The organism is Massilia sp. CCM 8734 (genome assembly GCF_011682155.1).
Classification (GTDB): Bacteria; Pseudomonadota; Gammaproteobacteria; order Burkholderiales; family Burkholderiaceae_D; genus Telluria_A; species Telluria_A rubra.
In genome coordinates this window covers 1-21,232 of the sequence record NZ_WHJI01000051.1, presented here as the reverse complement: position 1 = coordinate 21,232, position 21,232 = coordinate 1, and the positions used below count along the sequence as shown (strand labels likewise).

The window sequence follows — 21,232 nt, the reverse complement described above, 5'->3', positions numbered from 1 at the left end:
CTTAGTGGGGAGTCTTAGACTGGTTCTGGGTGCCGATCATGATGCGGTCGGTGTAGGCGATTGCCAGCGCGGACAGCAGGAACACGATGTGGATCACGGTTTGCGCGATCAGGGTTTTTTCGTCGTATGCCTTGGCGTTGATGAACGTCTTGAGCAGATGAATCGACGAAATGCCGATAATCGCCATGGCCAGTTTTGTCTTGAGCACCGACGCATTGACATGCGACAGCCATTCCGGCTGGTCCGGATGGCCTTCGAGGTGCATGCGCGAGACAAAGGTTTCGTAGCCGCCCACGATGACCATGATCAGCAGGTTGGAAATCATCACGACGTCGATCAGGCCCAGCACCACCAGCATGATGGTCGCTTCGTTGAGCTTGGTGGCGGTGGAGGTGGCGCTTCCCGGCACCGCGACCGCTTCGAAGATATGCCGCAGCGCGGTTTCGTTGCCCAGCACGGCCAGGATCAGGTCCTTGAGTTCAACCCAAAAATGGAACACATACACGCACTGCGCCAGGATCAGGCCCAGGTACAGTGGCAACTGCAGCCAGCGGCTCATGAAGATCAGGTTGTTTAACGGGGTCAGCTTGTGGCGCTCGGCAGGTAAAATCGGTTCAGACATGAATGGCTTGGCTCCTGAAGTAAGGCAAAAATTTTCGCTGCGTCATTTTACCAGCGCTTCGCCCGCCTGCAGATAGCCGGCTCGGTCCGGCAGCGTATTGATCTGGCGCAAACCACAGGCGAGTCATCTTGGCGCGCCATTGATCTTGTCGTTAATGCAAGTGACCATACCGCTTTGTTGGATGATCCATGCTTTAATGCCTTGTCGTCCTTGTTCGCTGTGTTGCAACGTAAGGGCGCAGTAAGCGAGCGGGATTAAGGTTTTAGCAAACAACACCACTAATGGAGACTCAGCATGGCAGCATCAGATTCCCCCCAGCAGGAAAATCAGGGCTTGCAGGAAAGCCGCGTGTTTGCGCCGCCAGCCGACTTCGTGGCCAAGGCCGCCATCTCCGGCATGGATGCGTACAACGCGCTGTGCGCCGAAGCCGCCGCCGATTACGAAGGCTTCTGGGCGCGCCTGGCGCGCGAGAATCTGGACTGGCACAAGCCGTTCACCTCGACCTTGGACGAGACCAACGCGCCGTTCTACAAATGGTTCGACGACGGCCAGCTGAACGTCTCGTACAACTGCCTCGACCGCAACCTCCAGAATGGCAACGCCAATAAAACCGCCATCATTTTCGAAGCCGACGACGGCGCCGTCACGCGCGCCACCTACCAGGATCTGTACGAGCGCGTCTGCAAGTTCGCCAACGGCCTCAAGGCGCGCGGCATCAAGAAGGGCGACCGCGTCATTATTTATATGTCGATGTCGATCGAAGGCGTGGCCGCCATGCAAGCCTGCGCGCGCATCGGCGCCACCCACTCGGTGGTGTTCGGCGGCTTTTCGGCCAAGTCGCTGCAGGAGCGCATTATCGACGCCGGCGCGGTGGCGGTCATCACGGCCGACGAACAACTGCGCGGCGGCAAGCACCTGCCGCTGAAAAGCATCGTCGACGAAGCGCTGGCGCTGGGCGGCTGCGATAGCATCAAGAACGTCATCGTATACAAGCGCACCGGCGGCACCATCGCCTTCACCGAAGGGCGCGACCTGTGGCTGCACGAGCTGGTGGCCGACCAGGCGGCCGAATGCGAGCCGGAATGGGTCGATGCCGAGCATCCGCTGTTCATTTTGTACACGTCCGGCTCGACCGGCACCCCGAAAGGCGTGCAGCATGCCAGCGGCGGCTACCTGTTGTGGGCCGCGCTGACCATGAAGTGGAGCTTCGACATCAAGCCGCAGGACGTGTTCTGGTGCACCGCCGACATCGGCTGGGTCACCGGTCACAGCTACATCGCCTACGGCCCGCTGGCGGTCGGCGCGACCCAGGTCGTGTTCGAAGGCATTCCCACGTACCCGAACGCCGGGCGCTTCTGGGACAACATCGCCAAGCACAAGGTCAGCATCTTCTACACGGCGCCGACCGCGATCCGTTCGCTGATCAAGGCGGCCGATGTCGACCCGGCCGTGCATCCCTCCAAATACGACCTGAGCAGCCTGCGCCTGCTCGGTTCGGTGGGCGAGCCGATCAATCCGGAAGCCTGGATGTGGTACTACAAGAACGTGGGCGGCGAGCGCTGCCCGGTGGTCGATACCTTCTGGCAGACCGAAACGGGCGGCCACATGATCACGCCGCTGCCGGGTGCGACGCCGATGGTGCCGGGTTCGTGCACCTTGCCGCTGCCGGGCATCATGACCGCGATTGTCGACGAGGCCGGCGTGGACGTGCCGAACGGGCAGGGCGGCATTCTGGTGGTCAAGCGGCCGTGGCCGTCGATGATCCGCACCATCTGGGGCAATCCGGAGCGCTTCAAGAGCAGCTACTTCCCGGATGAGCTGGGCGGCAAGATGTATCTGGCGGGCGATGGCGCGATCCGCAACAAGGACACCGGTTACTTTACGATTACCGGGCGCATCGACGACGTGCTCAATGTGTCGGGGCATCGCATGGGCACCATGGAAATCGAATCGGCGCTGGTGGCCAATCCGATGGTGGCCGAGGCGGCGGTAGTGGGCAAGCCGGACGACACGACGGGCGAATCGATCTGCGCGTTCGTGGTGCTCAAGCAAGCCCGTCCGACTGGCGAGGAAGCGAAGAAGCTGGCGCTGGAGCTGCGCAACTGGGTGGCCAAGGAAATCGGCCCGATCGCCAAGCCCAAGGAAATCCGCTTCGGCGACAACCTGCCCAAGACGCGCTCGGGCAAGATCATGCGGCGCTTGCTGCGCGTGCTGGCCAAGGGCGAGACCATTACGCAGGACGTCTCGACCCTGGAAAATCCGGCCATCCTGGAGCAGTTGAAAGAAGCGTCGTAAGGCGGAATGCAAATTTCTTCATACTTCGCGGAATCTTTGCTATAATCTGCGGCTTCGCGAAGGCGGAGATGTAATGCAGGAGAGATGGATGAGTGGTTGAAGTCGCACGCCTGGAAAGCGTGTATAGGTTCATAGCCTATCCGGGGTTCGAATCCCCGTCTCTCCGCCAGAAAACAAAAAAGCCACCCTCGGGTGGCTTTTTTTGTTTCCTGGCGGAGAGAAGAAGAGCCCCTGCGGGCTCTTCGGCGGGGATTCGAAGGGCTGGGCGTACTCGCCCAGCCCTCTCCGAATCGTCCATCTGCCACCGCTGCGCGGTGGCGCGCCGAAGGCGCCGCGCGCAGCGCACGCAAAAATATCACTCGATCAGGCCCTCTCTCTAATCCACGTCGAATCTCCTTGAACACAGCAGAGATCCTTCCCGCATATCCGCCAGAATAGCAACGTGCGGAAGAACTTTTGCCCCCTGCCCAAGCACAACGGTATCGCGTGTCATAGTGTCCCCTTTTGGCGAGAAAATTTAGCCATGTCCATAGCTCCGCCAGGGAAACAAATAGACAAGCCACCTTCAGGTGGCTTTTTTGTTTGTTTCATGAAGGAGAGAAGAAGAGCCCCGGCGGGCTCTTCGGCTGGGATTCGAAGACTTGCGCAAGGGCGGCCTGCGGGATGTCGGCAAAATCGTACTCCCCTGGCGCAGGCTGTTTTCACGGATGCGCGTTCAGTTCCTGTAAACCTTCACAGCATGAACACTCTTGGCGCGCTCAACTGCTTCAACACTGTCCGGCAAGCCTTCATAGGCAGCGTCGTGGACGTTCTTCGGAACAAACCGTCCCATTCCCTCTTGTGCTTTTTGGGCTTCATACCTGAGCAAAGTGCGTAGATAGCTCAATTCGGGGTTGACTGCCATCACTCTCAGCTCAACATGATAGCCGGCCTCGCTCAGCCTTGTGGTCAGCGCTACCAGCGAGTCCGCGTTTTTTGAGGTCTGGTCGATAATGAGGTTGCGCCGGCCTTCAATCGCGTCGCTGGTCAGGCGTTTCGCCCATTTCGAAGCGTCGCTATGTGTCAAGTCGGCCGCTTCGCGGTCGTTCTCGCTCATGAGTTCAAAGTATGCCGGGTGACTCAAGCGAAGCTCGTTGGGGTCGACAAGGACATACCCGCCTTGCGTGGCAAATTCCTGTTTTGCTTGAGCGGTAAGGGTGCCTTTCCCTGATCCGGGCTGGCCGCCAGTGATGATCGCCATCGGCTTTTCTTGCGGTTCCGCGCACGCCAGATGATCTCGCGCAATGAGCGTGTAGAGTCTGTCGTGTTCGGCCTTGTCGAGTTCGTATGGCGGCGCGCTCCCGGTGCTCGCCAGCGTCTTGCATGCACGGAGAACTGGCCCGTACGTGACGTTAATGCCTGCGATGGCTGCCTGGTCCTCGAATTCGAGCGCCCTTGCCAAAGCCATCAGCGATCGCTTTTCATTTTCCCACTGCGCGATTTGCTTCAAATCCGGGATCGCCTGATGCTCCTCCATATACATACACTGCGAGTAATAGCTTATCAAGAGGTGTAATCTGCCTTCGGCAATGTCGTATTCTTCCCGTTTTTCGCTCTGGCTCATGATATTTCCTTTTTGCGTGAGTCCGGTCTTGCACATGGTAATGGAGCCGGGCGGTTGAGGAACACCGAGGCCAACGCCGTGGCGGCAGGCGCGACGGCTGCACGGCGTTGTGCAGCCATGTCTGCATCTCTTGCTGTCCGGCTGCGCGGCTGTGATGCTCCTGCAACTCATTTTCGCACGTCTTGTAGTCACGCCTCAATAAATATTGTTATTAAGGCTAGGTTGCCTCTGCCGCAATGGGCGCGCGGTGAAGCGCCAACTGCGGAGATGGGGAAATTGGCCTGAGGCGGGAGCGACTGCCTGGCGCAGACCGCTGGGTCATCGGTAGAAGCTTTTGCTACAGCGAGTTCGCGTGGCAACCGGACAAGCAACACTGCTTGTTTGGCGTCGGGCGGACTTGATAGTCAACGCCTGATTCCGTTGAGGTCTGTGGCTGGAAGGCGACGTGATTGGTCGGGTAAAGTAGAGGCCCGCCATTGGAGTGACTCATGTTTGAGATGATTCTGCCCCTGACGCATGCTTGCCTGCGCGCGCATCCACACGCCTGGGATGACGGCTACCTCGCGTTCGGCGCCGCGCCGATCGACTCGGCCATGCGCGGAAAGGAAGCCGTGTTTGCTTTTTTCGGCGCTCGGCATACTTTCAGCACCTTGAGTAGCCAGGGCGACCTGGAACTGCTGCTCACGGAGCGCGCATTGAAGCGCATACCCATCGGATCTGCGCATCGGGCGCTGGTCGAGTTGATCGAGCAGGACCTTCACATGATGTCCTGCCGACAGGTGGAACGCCGCGTTCTGGACGATATTGCCTCCGTGTTTTTCCTGGAGATGGGCACATGCGAGGTGTATATGAATACGCAGTTTCCGTCAGATGGGCGGACGGTAGCGCAGTGTTCCTGGACGCCGGTGACACGGCACACGCAAGACATTTTTCTGTGCGCAGTCAACGATGCTTGCCTGGGCTATTGGCTCTATATCGACGACGAATGAATGGAACATCGCCGCCATATCACATTTGAAAGGAGCCCACGATGTCAGCCGCAGTTACTTTGGCAGATGGCAGAGCCATGTGGAGATCGAATCTTGGGGTGAGCAGCATGCTGTGGCTGATCGCGAACGAAACGCGCGCCGATCAGCTCAGGCGCTGGCTGTTTGATGTCTCGGACCGGCCATGCGGCTATCTCGATATCGACATCCGAGGCCTCGCGCCGCACGATCAAGAGGAGTTCTGGTCCGCGGCGCAAAGAGCGTTGACGATGCTGGCCGAAAAACACGGCCCCCGATTCCTCGAGCGGAAACATGCGCATGGCACGAACTGCCTGGCCAGTCTACTGGCAATGCGTCGGCGCGAGGTGGCTGGGGAACCGTCATTGTCACTGAGTGACTATGCCGAAGTGCTTCAATGGGATGGAGAGAAAATCGATCTTTCCGATCTGTGGTCGGATACCGGCGGCACATGAGGGTCTTGAAAAGAAAACCCGGCCGCTGAAGTCTGATGCCGTTAACGTAAGCGCTGTCGGCTACGAGTTCAGGCAAATCTACGGATCTCACGGGACTCACCACTGGATCAAGACGGGCAAGAACCGGGGCAACGCTATTTGGTGGTCTGAAGACGGACAGGGCTATGGATACCGTTGGCAGGCCCAGATAGTTACGACGCCTGGCGCTGTACTTGAACCTCACAGCTCGGCTTTACCTGGCGTATCGGGCGCTATTGACGAATCCCGGCAAGCGCTTTAGGCTCATCGAGCGACCGATGCCCCCTCGGACGGGCGCGCTCGATTTGCGGCAATCGCTGCCGGTGTTCAACTTTTCGGGAGGCATGCAATGACCAGCAAGAATACGATCTGCCTGTGGTACGACGGCGATGCCGTCGACGCGGCCAACTTTTATGCAGACACCTTTCCCGACAGCGCAGTCCAGGCCATCCACCGCGCGCCGGGCGACTACCCGGATGGAAAAGAAGGCGATGTCCTCACGGTCGAATTTACCGTGGCCGGCATTCCGTGCATCGGGCTCAACGGCGGCCCGCATTTCAAGCACAGCGAAGCCTTCTCGTTCATGATCTCTACCGACGACCAGGCCGAAACCGACCGCTTGTGGAATGCCATTGTCGGCAATGGTGGTCAGGAAAGCGAATGTGGCTGGTGCAAGGATCGCTGGGGATTGTCCTGGCAGATTGCGCCGCGCGCGCTGACGGCGGCTGTATTCGGCCCCGATCCCGCCGCAGCCAAGCGCGCGTTCGATGCGATGATGACGATGAGAAAAATCGATATCGCCACGATCGAACGGGCCGTGCTTGGCCGGGAGTGATCCGCTCGATTAAACGAATGCGGTGCGCGCCGCCGCCGCCGTGGCCGCTTGCAAAATGCGTCCCAGGGGAAGCTCGACGCACCGGTAAAATATCGCGCCCGCCAGCACACTCGCAGCCCAGGCCGCCAGCATGCCCAGCGCCTGGTAATGCGGCTCGGGTGGCACGAAGCGGGCAAACGCCGCATTGATCAGCAGGCACACCGGGAAATGGATCAGGAACATCGAATAGGAGATTTGCGCCAGGCGATTAATCGCCGACATGCCCCAGTAGGAAAACGCTCCGGTGCGCGCGCGGCCGAACAAAAACAGGACGCAGGTCACCGCCAGCGCCACCGCGATGCGCAGGCGGAAGTCCAGCACCAGCGCGACCAGGGTCGGCGCCAGGATCATCGCCACCAGCAGCGCCACCGCGCGTGGCCGCCGTTTCGGATCGCTCGCCAGCCAGGCCATGATGCCCAGTCCATAGCTGCCGAAGAAATAGGGCGCCCATTCATCCCAGTTGGGATCGCGATTGAAGTACAACAGGGACGTGCTGATCCCGAGCACCACCACGGCAGGCATCAGCCAGCGCCGCCGTCCGGCGCCGGAAACGCGTCCGCACAGCCAGACCAGCATGGCCACGACCGCGTACAGCTGGAAATCGATGGCGACGTACCACGCCCCCGCCGACAAGGAGTCGTAACCGAGCACGCCTTGCAGCAACAGCGCGTGCGCAGCCAGTTGCAACAAATCGGGCGGCGGGGAAATCGAATCATGCGTCATCCATCGGGTGGCGAGGGCGGAAGCGGCAACCGCGCACAAAATCGCCACCATGAACGGCGGCACCAGCTTGGCATAGCGCCGCCACACGGTCGCCAGCGGATTGATCGCGCCTGGCTGGCCTTGCGGGAACAAGGACTTGGCCACCAGGAAACCGCCGATCACCAGGAACACTTGCACGGCAATGCGCGCGAAGGAATCGAGCCAGTCGATCACATCGGGCATCAGGGGGCGCGCATAGTCGGCCATCGGACCGTAGAAGGCCAGGTGGTGCAGCACAATCAATTGCGCCGCGATGACTTTTAACAGATTGATCAGTCCAAACTGCGCCGGGGCGCTTGCCTTGGCCCCGGGTACTTTTTCTACAACGACAGCCATCCAAACCTCTTCCAAAAGCGCGACCGAGCAAGCTGCGCATCGGTCGATATCAGCCAGTCATGAGCGATGATTGCTGATAACAATTTGTCATCATAGCGTATGCGGCCAGGATATGGCGTATGGATGCGTTACCGGATGTTACGTGCCGGTCGCCGGAGACGGCGTCAATACGGACTCGAGGCGGGTTCTCCGGCAGCGTTCGTCCAGATATCGTCGGGCAGCGCGCGGTCGCGGTGGCACACCCGGTCGTGCTCGGGATAGGTGATCCGGTCGACCGCGGCGCGGGTGCCGACCACCAGGCAGCGCGTTGGCGATGCGCTGCGGTTCCAGAGAAAGTGGCCCACTGCGACCCCGGCGCGGAAGGTGGCCGCGTCGCCCGGCTTGAGCAGTGTTTCGGCATCGCCTTCGACCAGCGTCAGCTGGCCTTCCAGGACGTAGACCATTTCATCCTCGGCGCTGTGCCAGTGCCTGATCGACGAGCGCGTGCCCGGTTGCAGCACTTCCACGAAAGCGCCGAACTGCGTCAGTCCGCCCGCCTCCGAAATCCACAGCGTCTGGTTGGGTTCGGCCGATCCCTCGGCCCAGCTTTCTTCCTTCATGAAGCCATCTGGCGTGAGCGCAGTCATGCGGGTATTCCTTTCATCAGTGAAATCGGCGACGATGGATCATCCTTGGATGGGGCGCGCGAGCGCATCGGCCGGCTTCGATTCTACGCCGGGCGGATGGCGCGGCGGCAGGCCTGGCAACCGTCTTCTGCTAAACTTTGTGGCCAGGAACGCTTGAGTCAATCCGTATGAAACCAGAAGTCCAGCCAAACAAGATCGTCGTTCTCTCCGGCGCCGGATTGAGTGCCGAGAGCGGCCTGCCGACGTTTCGGGACGCAAACGGACTGTGGAATAATTTCTCCCTGGAGGAGGTCGCAACGCCGCAAGGGTGGGCGGCGAACCCCGAAGCCGTTCTCGCTTTTTACAACGAGCGCCGCTTGAGCGCGTATCAGGCCGCGCCGAATGCGGCGCATCAGGCAATTGCGGCGCTCGACGCTGCTTACGATGTCGTCATCATTACCCAGAACGTGGATGGTTTGCACGAACGCGCAGGCTCCAGGAATGTGATCCATCTGCACGGGCAACTGGCCTGGGCGCGCGGGACATCACCGCTGCCCAAGCGCTATCGGATCGACGCGGCACCTGTTTCCCTTGGCCAGCTGTGCGAGGACGGCACGCAACTGCGTCCCAATGTCGTCTGGTTCGGCGAGGACGTCCAGCACATGGACGAGGCGCGCCAGCACGTCGCCAGTGCCGCCAGGGTGCTGGTGGTTGGCACCTCGCTCTCCGTTTTTCCGGCAGCTTCCCTGGTCAAGGCGGCGCGCGGGCGCGCGCAAAAGGTGATCAATTCCCTGGCCATGAAACGGGTACCGTTCGGATTTACTTTTTTGCCTGGCAAAGCGACCAGCATCGTCCCGGCGCTGGTACAAACATGGCTGGAACAAGCTCGCTGACAGCGGCATGCCGGTCTGCTGCGCTGCGCGCGATAGTGGCCGGCTGCGCCCCTGCGCCCCTGCGCGCAAGCTGGCCGCGCGCGGTTCTTGGTTCTTGTTGCCATGCGCTGTCGCGCCTGCGACACTGTGCGCCCACGGGCATCAGCCTCTCTCTGGATTCGCCATGCATTGGATCATTCAACAAAGTATTTTCAAGCCGGGCAATTACCAGTTGCTGGTCGACGCACTCGACATGCTCGGCATTGCCCGTACGTCGGTCGCGATTCCCAACGGGACCGTCGAGATGGTTCCCGATGCGAACCCGGCAGGGAAGGTGTATGTTTGCGGCGCCATCAAACTGGCGAACATCGCGCGCGACAAGGGATGGACGCCAGGCAGTTTTTTGAACGACAATTTCAGGTTCGATCTGTGGCTGGAGCAACTCGGTTCCGAGCTGCTCAATCACGACATTGCGTGCGGCACGCTGGCGGACGTGCCCACCGGGCGCATGGAGACATTTTTCATCCGTCCGTCCGAAGATAACAAGGCCTTTGACGGCATGCTGATGGACACGGAGATGCTCGCCGACTGGCGGCGCGATCCCGCCAGGGCGCGCCTGCACAAGATGCAAGTGATTGTCTCGCCAGTCAAGGCGATCTATCGCGAGTACCGCCTGTTCATCGTCAAGCGCAAGGTGGTGGCCGCTTCGGTGTACCGCATCGGCGGCCGGGCCGAACTATCGCCCACGGTGGAAGACGATGTGCTCGACTATGCACGCGCCATCATCGAGCGCTGGACGCCGGCCGAGTCGTTCGTCATGGATGTCGGCCTGACGCAGGACGGCTTGAAGGTCATCGAATTTAACAATATCAACAGCTCCGGTTTTTACGCCATCAACGTGCCCAGGTATGTCGACGCGATGCAAACGCAGTACGGATAAATCGGGGCCATCCTGACGCCAGCGTGCTCCGGCGGCGACGCCCGGCCGAGCCGGCTTATGCGCAGACGCTGGCCAGGAAATCGGCCACGTTGCCTTTTTTCAAAATCAGGCTGGAGGCGGCCGCATACGGATCGAAGCGGCGCTCCCTGCCGCCCGCCAGCGGTACCCGCACGCTGATGCGCTCGTCTTCGACCTGCACCGACGCATTGGCCAGGTCGAGCAGATACTGCGAAATGAAGGCGCCCACCAGCCCGACGAAGAACCCCAGGTCCTCGCGCCCGACCGCCTGCGCCTGGAGCCATTGGCTGAACGGCGCGCGCAGCGCGTCCAGGTCGAGCGGCTCGCCCGGCACCTGTAGTCCGGCCTGGGTCAGCACCGCATCGAGCATCGGCCTGGCTTCTTCGAGAACTTTGTACGGATCCATGTTTATCGTGTGAGAGTGAGAGCGGGCCGCAGGCCGCGCGTTGGGGGCGTCATCATACCACTGACCGCCAGCCGCGCAGGCCCCGGCATGCGCCTGCCGCCCCCAAGCGAAACGGTAAAACGGCGCCGCTATTACCGCTTGCTGCGGATCAGCTCGCGTGTATGATTGCCTTGCTTTTATGTAATCGTTCTCCTGCACCGCCAGGCCGATCCTCTTTTGCCCGACTGCCCGCCATGACCAAACAATTGAACGCCGCTTTTTGCCTGTCGATCTCGCTCGTTTTCGCCATCACCGGATGCAAGCCGAAAGAACCAGTGGCAGCGCCGCCGCCGGCAAGCGCGCCGGCCCCCGTGGCAGCGCCCCCCGTCGCGCCGGCCCCGGTGGCCGCAACGCCGCCGCCGCCGGCCGACGCCGGGGCCAGCGCCGGGGTCAACCTCGACCAGATCGCCGTCATCGCCAAGCCGATGCCGCCGTTTCCCTTCGTCGATTATCCCGACAATGTCGGTAAAGAGAAGCAGAACACCAAGGCGTCCGAGTTCGATCAGTTGCACCTCGTCGTCGGTAACAAGATCCACACGGTGGAAGGGCGTTTCCGGCGCATCGAATTCGAACTGGCCGCCGCCGGCATTTCGCGTTTCCAGGGCCAGCGCGATTACGCCAAGGCGGCCGCCGACATGGGCGGCGTCAAGGTCAACACCACGACCCCGAAAGACGACGTGTTCGAGAAAATGAATGGCGTGTTGAACGACGCCATGAGCCACAAGCTCGACTATCCGAATGCCAACTACAGCTATGACACCTATTTTTTCGCCACCCCATCCGGGCGCAAGTGGATGCTGATCATGGCCAACGACGACAAGGTGCGCGTCATCTCGATCGAAGAAAAACAAGCCGCTTCGGTGGTCAAGATGGTGACCGCCGCCGTCATGAAGTCCGAACTCGACACCAAGGGCCATGTCGCGCTGTACATTAACTTCGATACCGACAAGGCGGCCATCCGTGCGGACGGCAAGCCGGCGGTCGATGAAATCGCCGCGCTGATGAAGAAGGAAACGGCGCTGCACCTGTCCATCGAAGGCCATACCGACAATGTCGGCGACAAGGCCCGCAACGTGGCCTTGTCGCGCGAACGGGCGCAGGCGGTGGTGCAGGCCCTGATCGGCGACGGCATCGACGGCGCCCGCCTGAGCGCGGCCGGCCACGGCGCCGACAAGCCGCTCATGGACAACGGCAGCGAAGAAGGCCGCGCTAAAAACCGCCGCGTCGAGCTGGTCAAGGTCGCCAAAGGCTGAGCGTCAGCCGGAAACGGTAAAACGCCGCCGCGATTACCGCTTGCGATGCCTCAGCGGCGATGTATTATCACCTTGCTTTTATGTAATCGTTATCCCCTGGCAGCGCCAGGCCGATCCTTTTTTGTTCCTACTGACCGACATGACCAAACAACTTAACGCCGCCCTTTGCCTTTCGATCTCGCTGGCCTTCGCTCTCACCGGATGCAAGCCGAAACCGCCGGCCGCGCCGGTGGAAGCGCCGGTCGCCAGCGCGCCCGTCGCCGCCACGGTTACGCCTGTCGTGCCGGCGCAGCCCGCAGCAGCGCCGGCGCCGGCCGCCGCCGTGAACGCCGCCGGCGATGACCTCGACAAGATCGCGGTCATCACCAAAGCGCTGCCGCCGTTTCCTTTCATCGATTATCCAGGTACTGTCGTCGGATCGTTACAGCGGACCGAAGCATCCGATTTCGACCAGCTGCACGTGATCGTCGGTAACAAACTGCACACCGTCGAAGGACGTTTTCGCAAGACCGTGTTCGATTTATCGGATGCCAAGATTTCGCAATTCCAGGCCCAGCGCGATTACTCCAAAGCGGCATTGGACATGGGCGGGGTGAAGGTCAATACGGTGAACCCGAGTGATGATGCGTTCGCGAACGCAAATGGCGGCGATAGCTACGCGCTTAACAAGAAACTCGGTTATGGCCATTCAAGCTACAGCTACGAAGCCTATTTCTTGCCGACCCCGACCGGCCGCAAATGGCTGGTGCTGATGGTCAGCGACAGCGCCGTGCACATGATTGCCATCGAAGAAAAACAGACGGCATCGTCGGTAAAAATGGTGACCTCCGCCGTCATGCAATCTGAACTCGAGAGCAAGGGCCACATTGCGCTGTACATCAACTTCGACACCGACAAGGCCGCCATCCGCCCGGACGGCAAACCGGCGGTCGATGAAATCGCCGCGCTGCTGAAGAAAGAAACCGCGCTGCACCTGTCGGTCGAAGGCCACACCGACAACGTGGGCGACAAGGCCCGCAACAAGACCTTGTCGCGCGAGCGCGCCCAGGCGGTGGTGCAGGCCCTGGTCAGCGACGGCATCGACGGCACGCGCCTCAGTTCCGCCGGCCATGGTTCGGACAAGCCGCTGACCAATAACAACAGCGACGAGTCGCGCGCCAAGAACCGCCGTGTCGAGCTGGTCAAGGTGGCAAGGGGATAATCCCCGGCGGGAGGCGCCCAAGCGCGCCTCCCGCTCGCATCCGGGCAAACACCATGCAACGCATTACTTGCGACGCGTTCGAGACGCGGCGGCGCCTCTTGCGGGAAGTCCGGGCGATCCCTGGCTCTTCTTTGACCAAATCCATAATTCAGTCAAAATAGCGCCTCGATCAATCCTGACAAACCAAAAGAACCCCATGCTTAATCGCTATGTAAAACCGTTGTCCTGTATGGCCATCACCCTGTTGCTGACGGCATGCGCGGCTAGCGGCCCTAAATTTGCGTCGGTGAAGGATGCAATGCCCGCCGTGGCGGAGAACACCGGACGCTTGTTTTTTTACCGTGAATACGCAGCGTTCGGCTCCGGCATGCGTCCCGATATTTTTGCCTGCGGCGCCAAAATAGGGGAGTCCATTCCCGGCGGCGTGTTCTACGCCGACCTGCCGGTTGGCGAGTGCGAGATCGCGATCCCGTCGGTCATGTATCCGGGCGAGCGCAAGATGATGGTGACCGTCGGCAAGCCGAAGGTCCAGTATTTCCGCACCTGGATGGGTGCATCGAGCTTCGGCGGGCGCACCAACATCGAAGCGGTGACCGAAGAAGCCGCACTGAAGGCAATACAAGACCTGGCGCTCACCAACGAGAAAAAGAACTGAGGCATTTCCCCTTGCCCCAGGGTTGTCGTTGCGTCTGATCCATAAGCCAGCACGCGCACGAAACAGTATTGCCGGCATCAACCATGTCACGCCCGTAACGCGTGGCGCAAAACGCGCCGTTGGGCTACCGTATCAGTGAACCGGCGGCGTCGGATCGTCCGCGCCGTCCCACTTTTCGGGAGCTGTTTCATGATACGCACGCATCTTTCCATGACGATGGCAGCGCTGCTGCTGTCGCTGTCCCCTGCCTGGGCGCAAGAAAAAGTCGCGCCGCCCCAATCCCCGCCAGGCGCCGACAAGGCGCCCAAGACGCGCGCCCTCGAAGCCGGCGCCAAACTCTTGCAAAGCAACAGCCCGGTGGCCGGTTTTGATATCTACCTGGTCGGCTTTCATCCCATGAAGGACCATCCCGAGCACCAGATGGAAGCGCATCATTACTGCCACCAGATGAACGAAGATTTCGCCCAGTGCGTGCTGTTCGACAGCAACACCAGGAAAGCCAATATGCACGGCATCGAATACATTATTTCGGAAACCTTGTTCGAGACCTTACCCGCCGAAGAAAAGAAATTCTGGCATCCGCACAACGGCGAAATCCTCAGCGGCCAGCTGATGGCGCCCGGCATCCCCAAGGTGGCCGAAAAAGCGCTGATGAAGTCCAAGATGAACAGCTACGGCAAGACCTGGCACGTCTGGAACACCGGTCACATGGGCCAGCCCAACGACAAGCTACCGCTGGGCGAGCCAATGCTGGCCTGGTCCTTCAGCCGCGATGGCGAAGCGCAACCCGGCCTGGTCGAAGAGCGCGACCGCCGCATGAAGCTCGATACCGCCGCAACGCGCAAGGACCGGGCCGACCTGACCAAACTGGCCAAGCCGCAGGCGGGCACGGACGACCTCAAAGGCAAGTTCGCCCGCCCTACGCGCGAGATTCCCGGCGTGACCAACAAATAGACGCGCCGCAGGCCGGATCAGGGACGGACTGTTCCTACATGCACTGGGCCAGTTGGCCGATGGACTGGCGCAGGGCAGGGCGCTAGGATACCCATCACCGGCTGCGCGCACCATCAGGACCACGCGCAGCTTCCATTCACCGGAACAGGCAAAGGAGCTGCAACATGAACAAAATTCCTCTGATAAAGAATGTGGCGTGTATCGTGCTGGCGGCGGTGTCGCTGGCGGCGTGCAAGAACGATGGTGCCGGACCGGGCGCGGGCAGCAACGCCGCGCCGACGGCGACCGTTCCCGGTAGCGGCGCCGGCAACAGCACGACGGGCGCGACCGGCGGCACGGCGACCTCGACCACCGCCGGCACTGACGGCGGCGCCGCGACCACGCCGGGCGTGACCGGCGGCGGCAACAGCGCCACCGGCACCAGCGGCGCGGCTGGCAGCACCGCCACCGGCGCCAGCGGCGCGGCTGGCAGCACCGCGAGCGGCGCCAGCGCTGGCAATGCGGGCGCCACGGGAACAGCAGGCACGCCCGGCACGACGTCAATGACTGGCAGTGACGGCGCTGCCGGCGCCAACAGCACCGACACCGGCACCAGGGGCACGGCTGGCACCACGCGCCCGAACGGCCAGTAAGCGTCGCGCTGGCGCCGTCCGCCGGCTGCGCGCCGGCGACGGCGGCGGTATCGAGGCACGGCGGGCAGGGCGCCCGCATGCCCTATACTGGCAAGGTCACCCACGCCGTCGCACCCGCGCAGGCGGGTGCCCAAGTTTTCTGCCTGGCCCATGACCAATTTCCGCACGCCGCCCGCACCACCCGATCCCCTGGACGAGCTGAAGGAGCGCTTGGACTGCTATGCCGGCCGCATCCGCGAAACGACGGTGCGCGAATGCGGCACGTTGTCCGATCCGCGCGTGCTGGCGCTGCTCGTGCCCCGGCTCAACGACTGGGTGCCCCAGGTGCGCGACGCCGCGCGCGAGGCGATGATGTCACTGGTCGAGCGCATGCCCACCGCCGCCTTGCTGGCCATCCTGCCGGGCGTGCAGCATCTGCTCAATGCCGGCAGGACCGACCACCGCGCCTGGGTCGATGCCTACGAGAAGACAATGATCCGGGTCACCGGCATGCCCGCCTTGCTGCAAGGCGTGCAAGATGCCGATTGCCGCCTGGCGCGTGCAAGTTTCCATCTGTTGCGCCGGCACGGCATGTGCACGCCCGCCGAACTGGTGGGCGCCATCGGCCGCAACTGGAACGATGTGATGCTGGCCGTGCAGGGCGTGCGCCTGTGCATGCAATTGCCGCCGGACCAGCGCAATGCCTTGTGCCGCAAGGCCCTCGGCTCGCCCTTCAGCAGCGTTCGCGCCCTGGCGCTGCAAGCCATGCTCGAGACCGATAACGCGGAAAGCCTGGCGGCCGCGCACGCTGCACTGCTCGACTTCAACGGATCGGTGCGCGCCGTGGCCAAGCCGTTCATGGCGCGGCACGGCGTCGATCTGCGCGATTTTTACCGCAACGCGGCGCGCCGGCCGAACCAGAACGCCCTGCAGGTAAGAACCGCGCTGGCGGGCCTGGCCAGCCTGCGCGACCCGGCCGACCTGGCCTTCATGCAATCGTTCACCAACCACGGCAGCAAGTCGGTCCGGGCCGAAGCCCTGCTCGCCTGGCTGCAGCATGCGCCGGGCGACAAGGACGACATCGCACTGGCGGCGCTGATGGATGCCTCGCGCACGGTGCGCAAGCTGTCCTTGTACCTCGTTTGCAGGCAGGGCGCGTACATGCCGATGGCGCTGGTCAGGGCGCGCCTGGCGGCCACCGGCGACGCTGCCATGCTCGCCGCCTTTGGCGAGCGCCTCGGGTCGTCGTAGCATCCGCATCCGGGCTGGCCGGCTCGCGCCCTTGACGCGCCTTGCGGCCGCGTTCTCAGGGCGGTGTCCAGCGCAGGCTGAGCGCCCAGAACACGGCCGCCAGCGCGCTCACGGCGGCGCCGAGCACGCACACCCCGGTCCAGCCGGCGGCGGCGTACATGGCCGTTGCCGCCAGCGCCCCGGCGCCGCTGCCGACTGCGTAGAACAGCATGTAGCAGCCCACCAGGCGGCTGTGCGCGTCCGGGCGGCTGCGGAAAATCATGCTCTGGTTGAGCACCTGGATCGCCTGCGCGCCGATATCGAGCAGCACGATGCCCAGCCCGAGCAGCCACAGCGAGCGATGCAGCAAGCCGAGCGGCAGCCAGGCCAGTACCAGCAAACCGAGCGCAATGCCGGTGGCGCGTTGCCCGAGGCCGCGGTCGGCCCAGTTGCCCGCCTTGCCGGCCGCCAGCGCCCCGGCCACGCCCACCAGGCCGAAGGCGCCGATGGCGCTGTGCGACAGGGCAAAAGGCGCAGCGCTCAGCGGCAGCACCAGCGCGCTCCAGAAAATACTGAACGCCGCGAACATCAGCAGCGCAATCACGCCACGGATCTGCAGCATCCTTTCATGCCGCAGCAAGTCCAGCATCGACAGCAGCAGCGCGCCGTACGGCAAGCTTGGGCGCGTGCGCGCCTGCGCCGGCAGCGCCGTCCACAGCAGGGCCGCCAGCGCCAGCATGGTGGCGGCCGACAGCAGATACACCCAGCGCCAGCCGGCCGCGTCGGCCACCACGCCCGCCAGCACGCGCGCCAGCAGCAGGCCGATGACGACCCCGCCCTGCGCCGCGCCGACCACGCGCCCGCGCTCGGATGCATCGGCGGCGCTGGCGGCGGTCGCGATCAAGCCCTGCGTCATGGCGGTGCCGAGCAGGCCGACCGCCAGCATGCCGGCCAGCAGCAGCGCCGTCTGGCGCGCCATCGCCACGCACGCCAGCGCCAGCGCCAGCAGCACGGCCTGGACCAGCATCAGGCGGCGCCGGTCGAGCCGGTCGCCGAGCGGCACCAGCATCAGCAAGGCCACGATGCTGCCGGCCTGGGTGGCCGTGATCACCCCGCCGATGGCCGCCGGGCTGATCGCGAAGTCGGCCGCCAGCGAACCGAGCAGCGGCTGGGCGTAGTACACATTGGCCACGCTCAAGCCGCTGCCGCACGCAAACAGCGCGACCAGCCGGGGCGGCACGGGTGGCGCCGCAACGGCGCCTGGGAAGAGTTCCATCATGCTCATCCTAAACTGGTTTTAAATTGAAACTAGTTGAAGTGTAAGGATTCTGGTTTTAAAATGCAACTAGTTAAGCGCAAAGAGGGACTTCGCAACGATGGCCAAACGTAAAAGCATGAAAGCCGACCCCTGCCCGGTGGCGCGCGCGCTCGATGTGATCGGCGAGCGCTGGTGCCTGCTGGTGGTGCGCGACGCCTTCGACGGCGCGCGCCGCTTCGGCGACTTCCAGCGCCGCCTGGGGGTGGCGCGCAATATCCTGGCTGACCGCCTGCGCGTGCTGGTCGAGGCCGGCGTGCTGGCCGTGCGGCCGGCGGCGGACGGCACGTCTTACCAGGAATACGTGCTCACCGCCAGGGGCGAGAGCCTGTTTCCGGTGATCGTCGCGCTGCGCCAGTGGGGCGAACAGCAACTGTTCGCGCGCGGCGAGGCGCACTCGCAACTGGTCGACCGGCACAGCGGACAGGCGCTGGCGCCGATGCTGCCGCGCGCCGCCGACGGCCGCCTGCTGGACGCTGGCGGGACGCTCGTCAACAAGCTGGCGGACAGCGCTGGCCAGGTGTTGTCACCCTGTTCAAGCTGCTAGCTAGCAAGGGTTTGATTGAGCGAGATCAAGCCCGCGATAGCCTCCAAAAGTAACCTTGGCATATGTCAGGCGCCCCGGCGCCGCTAACGCCAGCTTGTTTATGCCGTCGCAAAGGAAGAGCCATGAAACCGACCTCCCATCCCGTCGTTCCCGCCGCAACCCGCCGCCACTGCGCCCTGCGGAGCCTGGCGCAATGAGGCGCTACACCATTACCCTGGGCGCCACCACCAGCGCCGGCGGGCGCGTCGTCTCGGCCAGCGGCAGCGGCTGCATCAACGGCGTGCCGATCGCGCTCGAAGGCGACCTGGTGGCCTGTCCCGCATGCAAGGCGACCGGGCGCATCATGTGCATCGGCCCGCGCATCCCCGAAATGTCGGACGGCAAGCACGTCGCGCTCGAAAACGATCTGTGCAATTGCCGCTGCTCGCCCCTGCCCAAGCTGCAGCCGGTGCAGATGATGCGCAGCCAGGTGCTCAAGGATACCGGGCGCGCCCTGTCCAACAGCGACAGCCTGCCGTCGCGCGCCGCGCGTGAGGCCGCGCGCGGTCCGAGCTTCAACGAGCGCTTCGTGCTGCTCGACGAAGAAACGGGCGATCCGCTGGTGCACAAGGAATACGCGGTGGTGCGCGCCAGCGGCCAGCTCGAATTCGGCACCTCCGACCGCAACGGCTACACCCACTTGCTGTCGACCACGACGATGGCTGAATCCGTCGAACTCTTTGTCTAGGATGCCGCATGAGCGCCACCCTCATTTCGCCTTCCGGCGCCGTGCTGCATCGCCGGGCGCGCCTGAGCACCACGCCGGCTGACGAGGCTGAAGCCAAGACAGTGCGCATCCGCCTGGAAAAAGCTTGCCGGCTTGAAGAAAACCGGATCTGCCTGAAGCAGCCCAACATCCGCGCCTTCCTGCGCGCGATGTGCCACAGCTTGGGCGGCGGCGTCGATTTTCTCGACGGCGCCATCCGCGGGCGGCGCAACGACCCGTGGCGCTTCACCGACTTTTCCACCCATCCCGGTGCCGGCCACAACGGCATCTGTACCGCCGCCGGCCTGTACCGCATCACGCGCGAAGTCTGGCAAGAGGTGGGCGCGCGCATGGACCTGTCCGACTTTTGCGCCGAGACGCAGGAACTGATCGCGGTCGACGTGCTGCGCGAGTTGGGCGTGCTGGGCAAGATCCAGGCCGGCGATATCGACGCCACGCTGGCGGCCGCCGCGACCTGCTGGCCGGGGCTGCCCAGGACGCCGGGAAGCCAGGCGCGCTTTGCGGCGCCGGACGCGGCCTACGAGAGTTTCATGCAAAAGTATGGCGAATGCGGCGGCACCATTGCGTCGCGGGCCGACCAGGGCTTGCCGCCACCGCGCCGTTAGGATTCGTCGTTCCCGCGCAGGCGGGAACCCAAGTTCGCACAGAAGCCGCTGGCGGCTCGAGGAAATTGGGTTCCCGCCTACGCGGGAAGTCGTTTCTGGCAGTTCCAGGAACGACGGAACAAGTGCGGTTTTTCCTTGGATTCAATCAGACACACCCTAGCCTGAATTTTGCATAAAAAAGGGCAAGAATGCCATAAGTAATTGATTAAATGTGAGTTATCCCTAAAACACAATTTCAACACGAACGCACCTTGCCCGGCATGAATTCTACCTCAGAGCAGCTACGTTTTGCATCGATTCCAGCCCACAGCGTCCGCGCCGATTTCGCCGGTGGCGGTTTGTCGTCTGATCTCGGTCCGGTCCTGCTGCGCGGCGTTGACCTTCAGATCGGCCTGACCAAGCGCTTGGCCGCAGCTTTGCCCGACCGGCGCCATCAGAGTTACGTCAGCCATTCGTATCACGATCTTCTGACGCAGCGCATCTATCAAATCGGCTGTGGCTACGAGGACGGCAACGACGCGAATCGCCTGCGCCACGACCCAATTTTCAAACTTGGCGCGGCCCGTTTGCCGTTTGATGCCGCCGCCGCGCTGGCATCGGGAGCGACGATCTCACGCTTCGAACACGCTGTAAGTCGTCAAGATATTTATCGCGTCAGCGAGGCTCTGGTCGAACAGTTCATTGCCAGCTTCGCCGGTCCGCCAAAGAGCTTGATTCTCGACCTCGATCATTCCGAGGATGCGTGTTACGGCCAGCAGCCGCTGGCGTTCTATAACCACCATTATGGTTCGACCTGCTACTTGCCACTGATGATCTTCGACGGCCAGTCGGGCGGTTTGATCGCGGCGGTACTGCGGCCCGGAAGGCGACCATTTGGCGAAGAGAACGCGATGATCATGCGGCGCGTTCTGAAGCGGATTCGCCACGACTTCCCCGATACGCATATTCTTGTACGTGGCGATGGACACTTTAGCGGGCCTGAATTAATGGGCCTGATCGATGGGATGTCGAACATGGACTTCATTTTTGGTTTCGCCTGCAACACCAAGCTCCTTGCGATGGCCGAGCCGACCAGCCTTCGCGCCATCGACCGGTGGGTGGCTGCGCAATCGCAGGACGTGGTGCCCAATGCGGTGCGTCTGTTCGATGAATTTACTTACAAGGCGCGTTCGTGGCCGAGGGCCTGGCGCGTGTTGCTCAAGGCCGAGGTCATGGCGCTTGGCGAGAACACGCGCTTCATCGTGAC

The 21,232-nt window shown here is 62.7% G+C and carries 22 protein-coding genes and 1 tRNA gene; 17 read left to right on the top strand and 6 right to left on the bottom strand.

What is annotated here, in order from left to right; translation table 11 throughout:
* Position 1 precedes the first annotated feature (1 nt).
* The gene (locus F2P46_RS31175; RefSeq protein ID WP_166897779.1) at positions 2–622 is read right to left on the bottom strand and encodes a TIGR00645 family protein; all 621 of its coding nucleotides are present in this window, start codon (positions 620–622) and stop codon (positions 2–4) included.
* Between the two features lie 294 nt (positions 623–916).
* Here F2P46_RS31175 and acs point away from each other — a divergent pair, with 294 nt between their 5' ends.
* Both acs and F2P46_RS31165 read left to right on the top strand, forming a co-directional pair.
* A complete protein-coding gene (acs, locus tag F2P46_RS31170; protein WP_166897776.1) occupies positions 917–2,917 on the top strand; it encodes an acetate--CoA ligase in 2,001 nt (666 codons plus the stop codon).
* Between the two features lie 78 nt (positions 2,918–2,995).
* A tRNA-Ser gene (locus F2P46_RS31165) sits at positions 2,996–3,086 on the top strand.
* Between the two features lie 546 nt (positions 3,087–3,632).
* On the opposite strand, the gene F2P46_RS31160 is transcribed toward F2P46_RS31165, so the two are convergent.
* On the bottom strand, positions 3,633–4,520 hold the full coding sequence (locus F2P46_RS31160) for a zeta toxin family protein (RefSeq protein ID WP_166897774.1): 888 nt from the start codon (positions 4,518–4,520) through the stop codon (positions 3,633–3,635).
* Positions 4,521–5,008: 488 nt separating this feature from the next.
* Between F2P46_RS31160 and F2P46_RS31155 the strand changes: the two genes are divergently transcribed.
* The 3 genes from F2P46_RS31155 to F2P46_RS31145 all read left to right on the top strand — a co-directional run bounded on the left by F2P46_RS31155 (position 5,009) and on the right by F2P46_RS31145 (position 6,832).
* Positions 5,009–5,509, top strand: coding sequence for a hypothetical protein (locus F2P46_RS31155; RefSeq protein ID WP_166897771.1), 501 nt, complete (start codon positions 5,009–5,011; stop codon positions 5,507–5,509).
* Between the two features lie 107 nt (positions 5,510–5,616).
* Positions 5,617–5,979 (top strand): hypothetical protein, encoded by a 363-nt coding sequence (locus F2P46_RS31150; RefSeq protein ID WP_166897769.1) that lies wholly within the window; start codon positions 5,617–5,619, stop codon positions 5,977–5,979.
* 367 nt (positions 5,980–6,346) lie between these two features.
* On the top strand, positions 6,347–6,832 hold the full coding sequence (locus F2P46_RS31145; RefSeq protein ID WP_166897767.1) for a VOC family protein: 486 nt from the start codon (positions 6,347–6,349) through the stop codon (positions 6,830–6,832).
* 9 nt (positions 6,833–6,841) lie between these two features.
* Here the strand turns inward: F2P46_RS31145 and F2P46_RS31140 are convergent, their stop codons facing one another.
* Both F2P46_RS31140 and F2P46_RS31135 read right to left on the bottom strand, forming a co-directional pair.
* A complete protein-coding gene (locus F2P46_RS31140; RefSeq protein ID WP_166897765.1) occupies positions 6,842–7,969 on the bottom strand; it encodes an acyltransferase in 1,128 nt (375 codons plus the stop codon).
* A 164-nt stretch (positions 7,970–8,133) separates the two neighbouring features.
* Positions 8,134–8,595 (bottom strand): cupin domain-containing protein, encoded by a 462-nt coding sequence (locus F2P46_RS31135; protein ID WP_166897763.1) that lies wholly within the window; start codon positions 8,593–8,595, stop codon positions 8,134–8,136.
* Positions 8,596–8,762: 167 nt separating this feature from the next.
* Here F2P46_RS31135 and F2P46_RS31130 point away from each other — a divergent pair, with 167 nt between their 5' ends.
* Entirely contained in the window at positions 8,763–9,467 is a 705-nt protein-coding gene (locus F2P46_RS31130; RefSeq protein ID WP_166897761.1) for an NAD-dependent deacylase, read from the top strand.
* Between the two features lie 163 nt (positions 9,468–9,630).
* Entirely contained in the window at positions 9,631–10,386 is a 756-nt protein-coding gene (locus F2P46_RS31125) for an ATP-grasp domain-containing protein (RefSeq protein WP_166897759.1), read from the top strand.
* Positions 10,387–10,441: 55 nt separating this feature from the next.
* Here the strand turns inward: F2P46_RS31125 and F2P46_RS31120 are convergent, their stop codons facing one another.
* Positions 10,442–10,810 (bottom strand): hypothetical protein, encoded by a 369-nt coding sequence (locus F2P46_RS31120; protein ID WP_166897757.1) that lies wholly within the window; start codon positions 10,808–10,810, stop codon positions 10,442–10,444.
* A gap of 233 nt (positions 10,811–11,043) precedes the next feature.
* Between F2P46_RS31120 and F2P46_RS31115 the strand changes: the two genes are divergently transcribed.
* The 6 genes from F2P46_RS31115 (at position 11,044) to F2P46_RS31090 (ending at position 16,774) form a co-directional block, all read left to right on the top strand.
* Positions 11,044–12,102 (top strand): OmpA family protein, encoded by a 1,059-nt coding sequence (locus F2P46_RS31115; RefSeq protein ID WP_166897755.1) that lies wholly within the window; start codon positions 11,044–11,046, stop codon positions 12,100–12,102.
* A gap of 139 nt (positions 12,103–12,241) precedes the next feature.
* Positions 12,242–13,303, top strand: a complete 1,062-nt coding sequence (locus F2P46_RS31110) for an OmpA family protein (RefSeq protein WP_166897753.1) — start codon at positions 12,242–12,244, stop codon at positions 13,301–13,303.
* 298 nt (positions 13,304–13,601) lie between these two features.
* Positions 13,602–13,958, top strand: a complete 357-nt coding sequence (locus tag F2P46_RS31105) for a hypothetical protein (protein WP_166897751.1) — start codon at positions 13,602–13,604, stop codon at positions 13,956–13,958.
* A 189-nt stretch (positions 13,959–14,147) separates the two neighbouring features.
* A complete protein-coding gene (locus F2P46_RS31100) occupies positions 14,148–14,912 on the top strand; it encodes an OBAP family protein (RefSeq protein ID WP_229509528.1) in 765 nt (254 codons plus the stop codon).
* A gap of 164 nt (positions 14,913–15,076) precedes the next feature.
* Entirely contained in the window at positions 15,077–15,544 is a 468-nt protein-coding gene (locus F2P46_RS31095) for a hypothetical protein (RefSeq protein ID WP_166897750.1), read from the top strand.
* A gap of 150 nt (positions 15,545–15,694) precedes the next feature.
* Complete coding sequence (locus tag F2P46_RS31090) at positions 15,695–16,774, top strand: hypothetical protein (protein ID WP_166897748.1); 1,080 nt, start codon at positions 15,695–15,697, stop codon at positions 16,772–16,774.
* A gap of 55 nt (positions 16,775–16,829) precedes the next feature.
* Here the strand turns inward: F2P46_RS31090 and F2P46_RS31085 are convergent, their stop codons facing one another.
* Positions 16,830–18,029: an MFS transporter gene (locus tag F2P46_RS31085; RefSeq protein WP_166897827.1), complete on the bottom strand. Its 1,200-nt coding sequence runs from the start codon at positions 18,027–18,029 to the stop codon at positions 16,830–16,832.
* A gap of 100 nt (positions 18,030–18,129) precedes the next feature.
* Here F2P46_RS31085 and F2P46_RS31080 point away from each other — a divergent pair, with 100 nt between their 5' ends.
* From F2P46_RS31080 to F2P46_RS31065, 4 genes are all read left to right on the top strand, one after another.
* Entirely contained in the window at positions 18,130–18,615 is a 486-nt protein-coding gene (locus F2P46_RS31080) for a helix-turn-helix domain-containing protein (RefSeq protein ID WP_166897744.1), read from the top strand.
* 193 nt (positions 18,616–18,808) lie between these two features.
* A complete protein-coding gene (locus F2P46_RS37995; protein ID WP_166897742.1) occupies positions 18,809–19,342 on the top strand; it encodes a PAAR domain-containing protein in 534 nt (177 codons plus the stop codon).
* A gap of 8 nt (positions 19,343–19,350) precedes the next feature.
* Complete coding sequence (locus tag F2P46_RS31070) at positions 19,351–19,986, top strand: paar repeat-containing protein (RefSeq protein WP_229509527.1); 636 nt, start codon at positions 19,351–19,353, stop codon at positions 19,984–19,986.
* Between the two features lie 260 nt (positions 19,987–20,246).
* Positions 20,247–21,232 (top strand): IS1380 family transposase (locus F2P46_RS31065; RefSeq protein WP_229509530.1); only part of this gene is annotated, 986 nt, incomplete at its 3' end.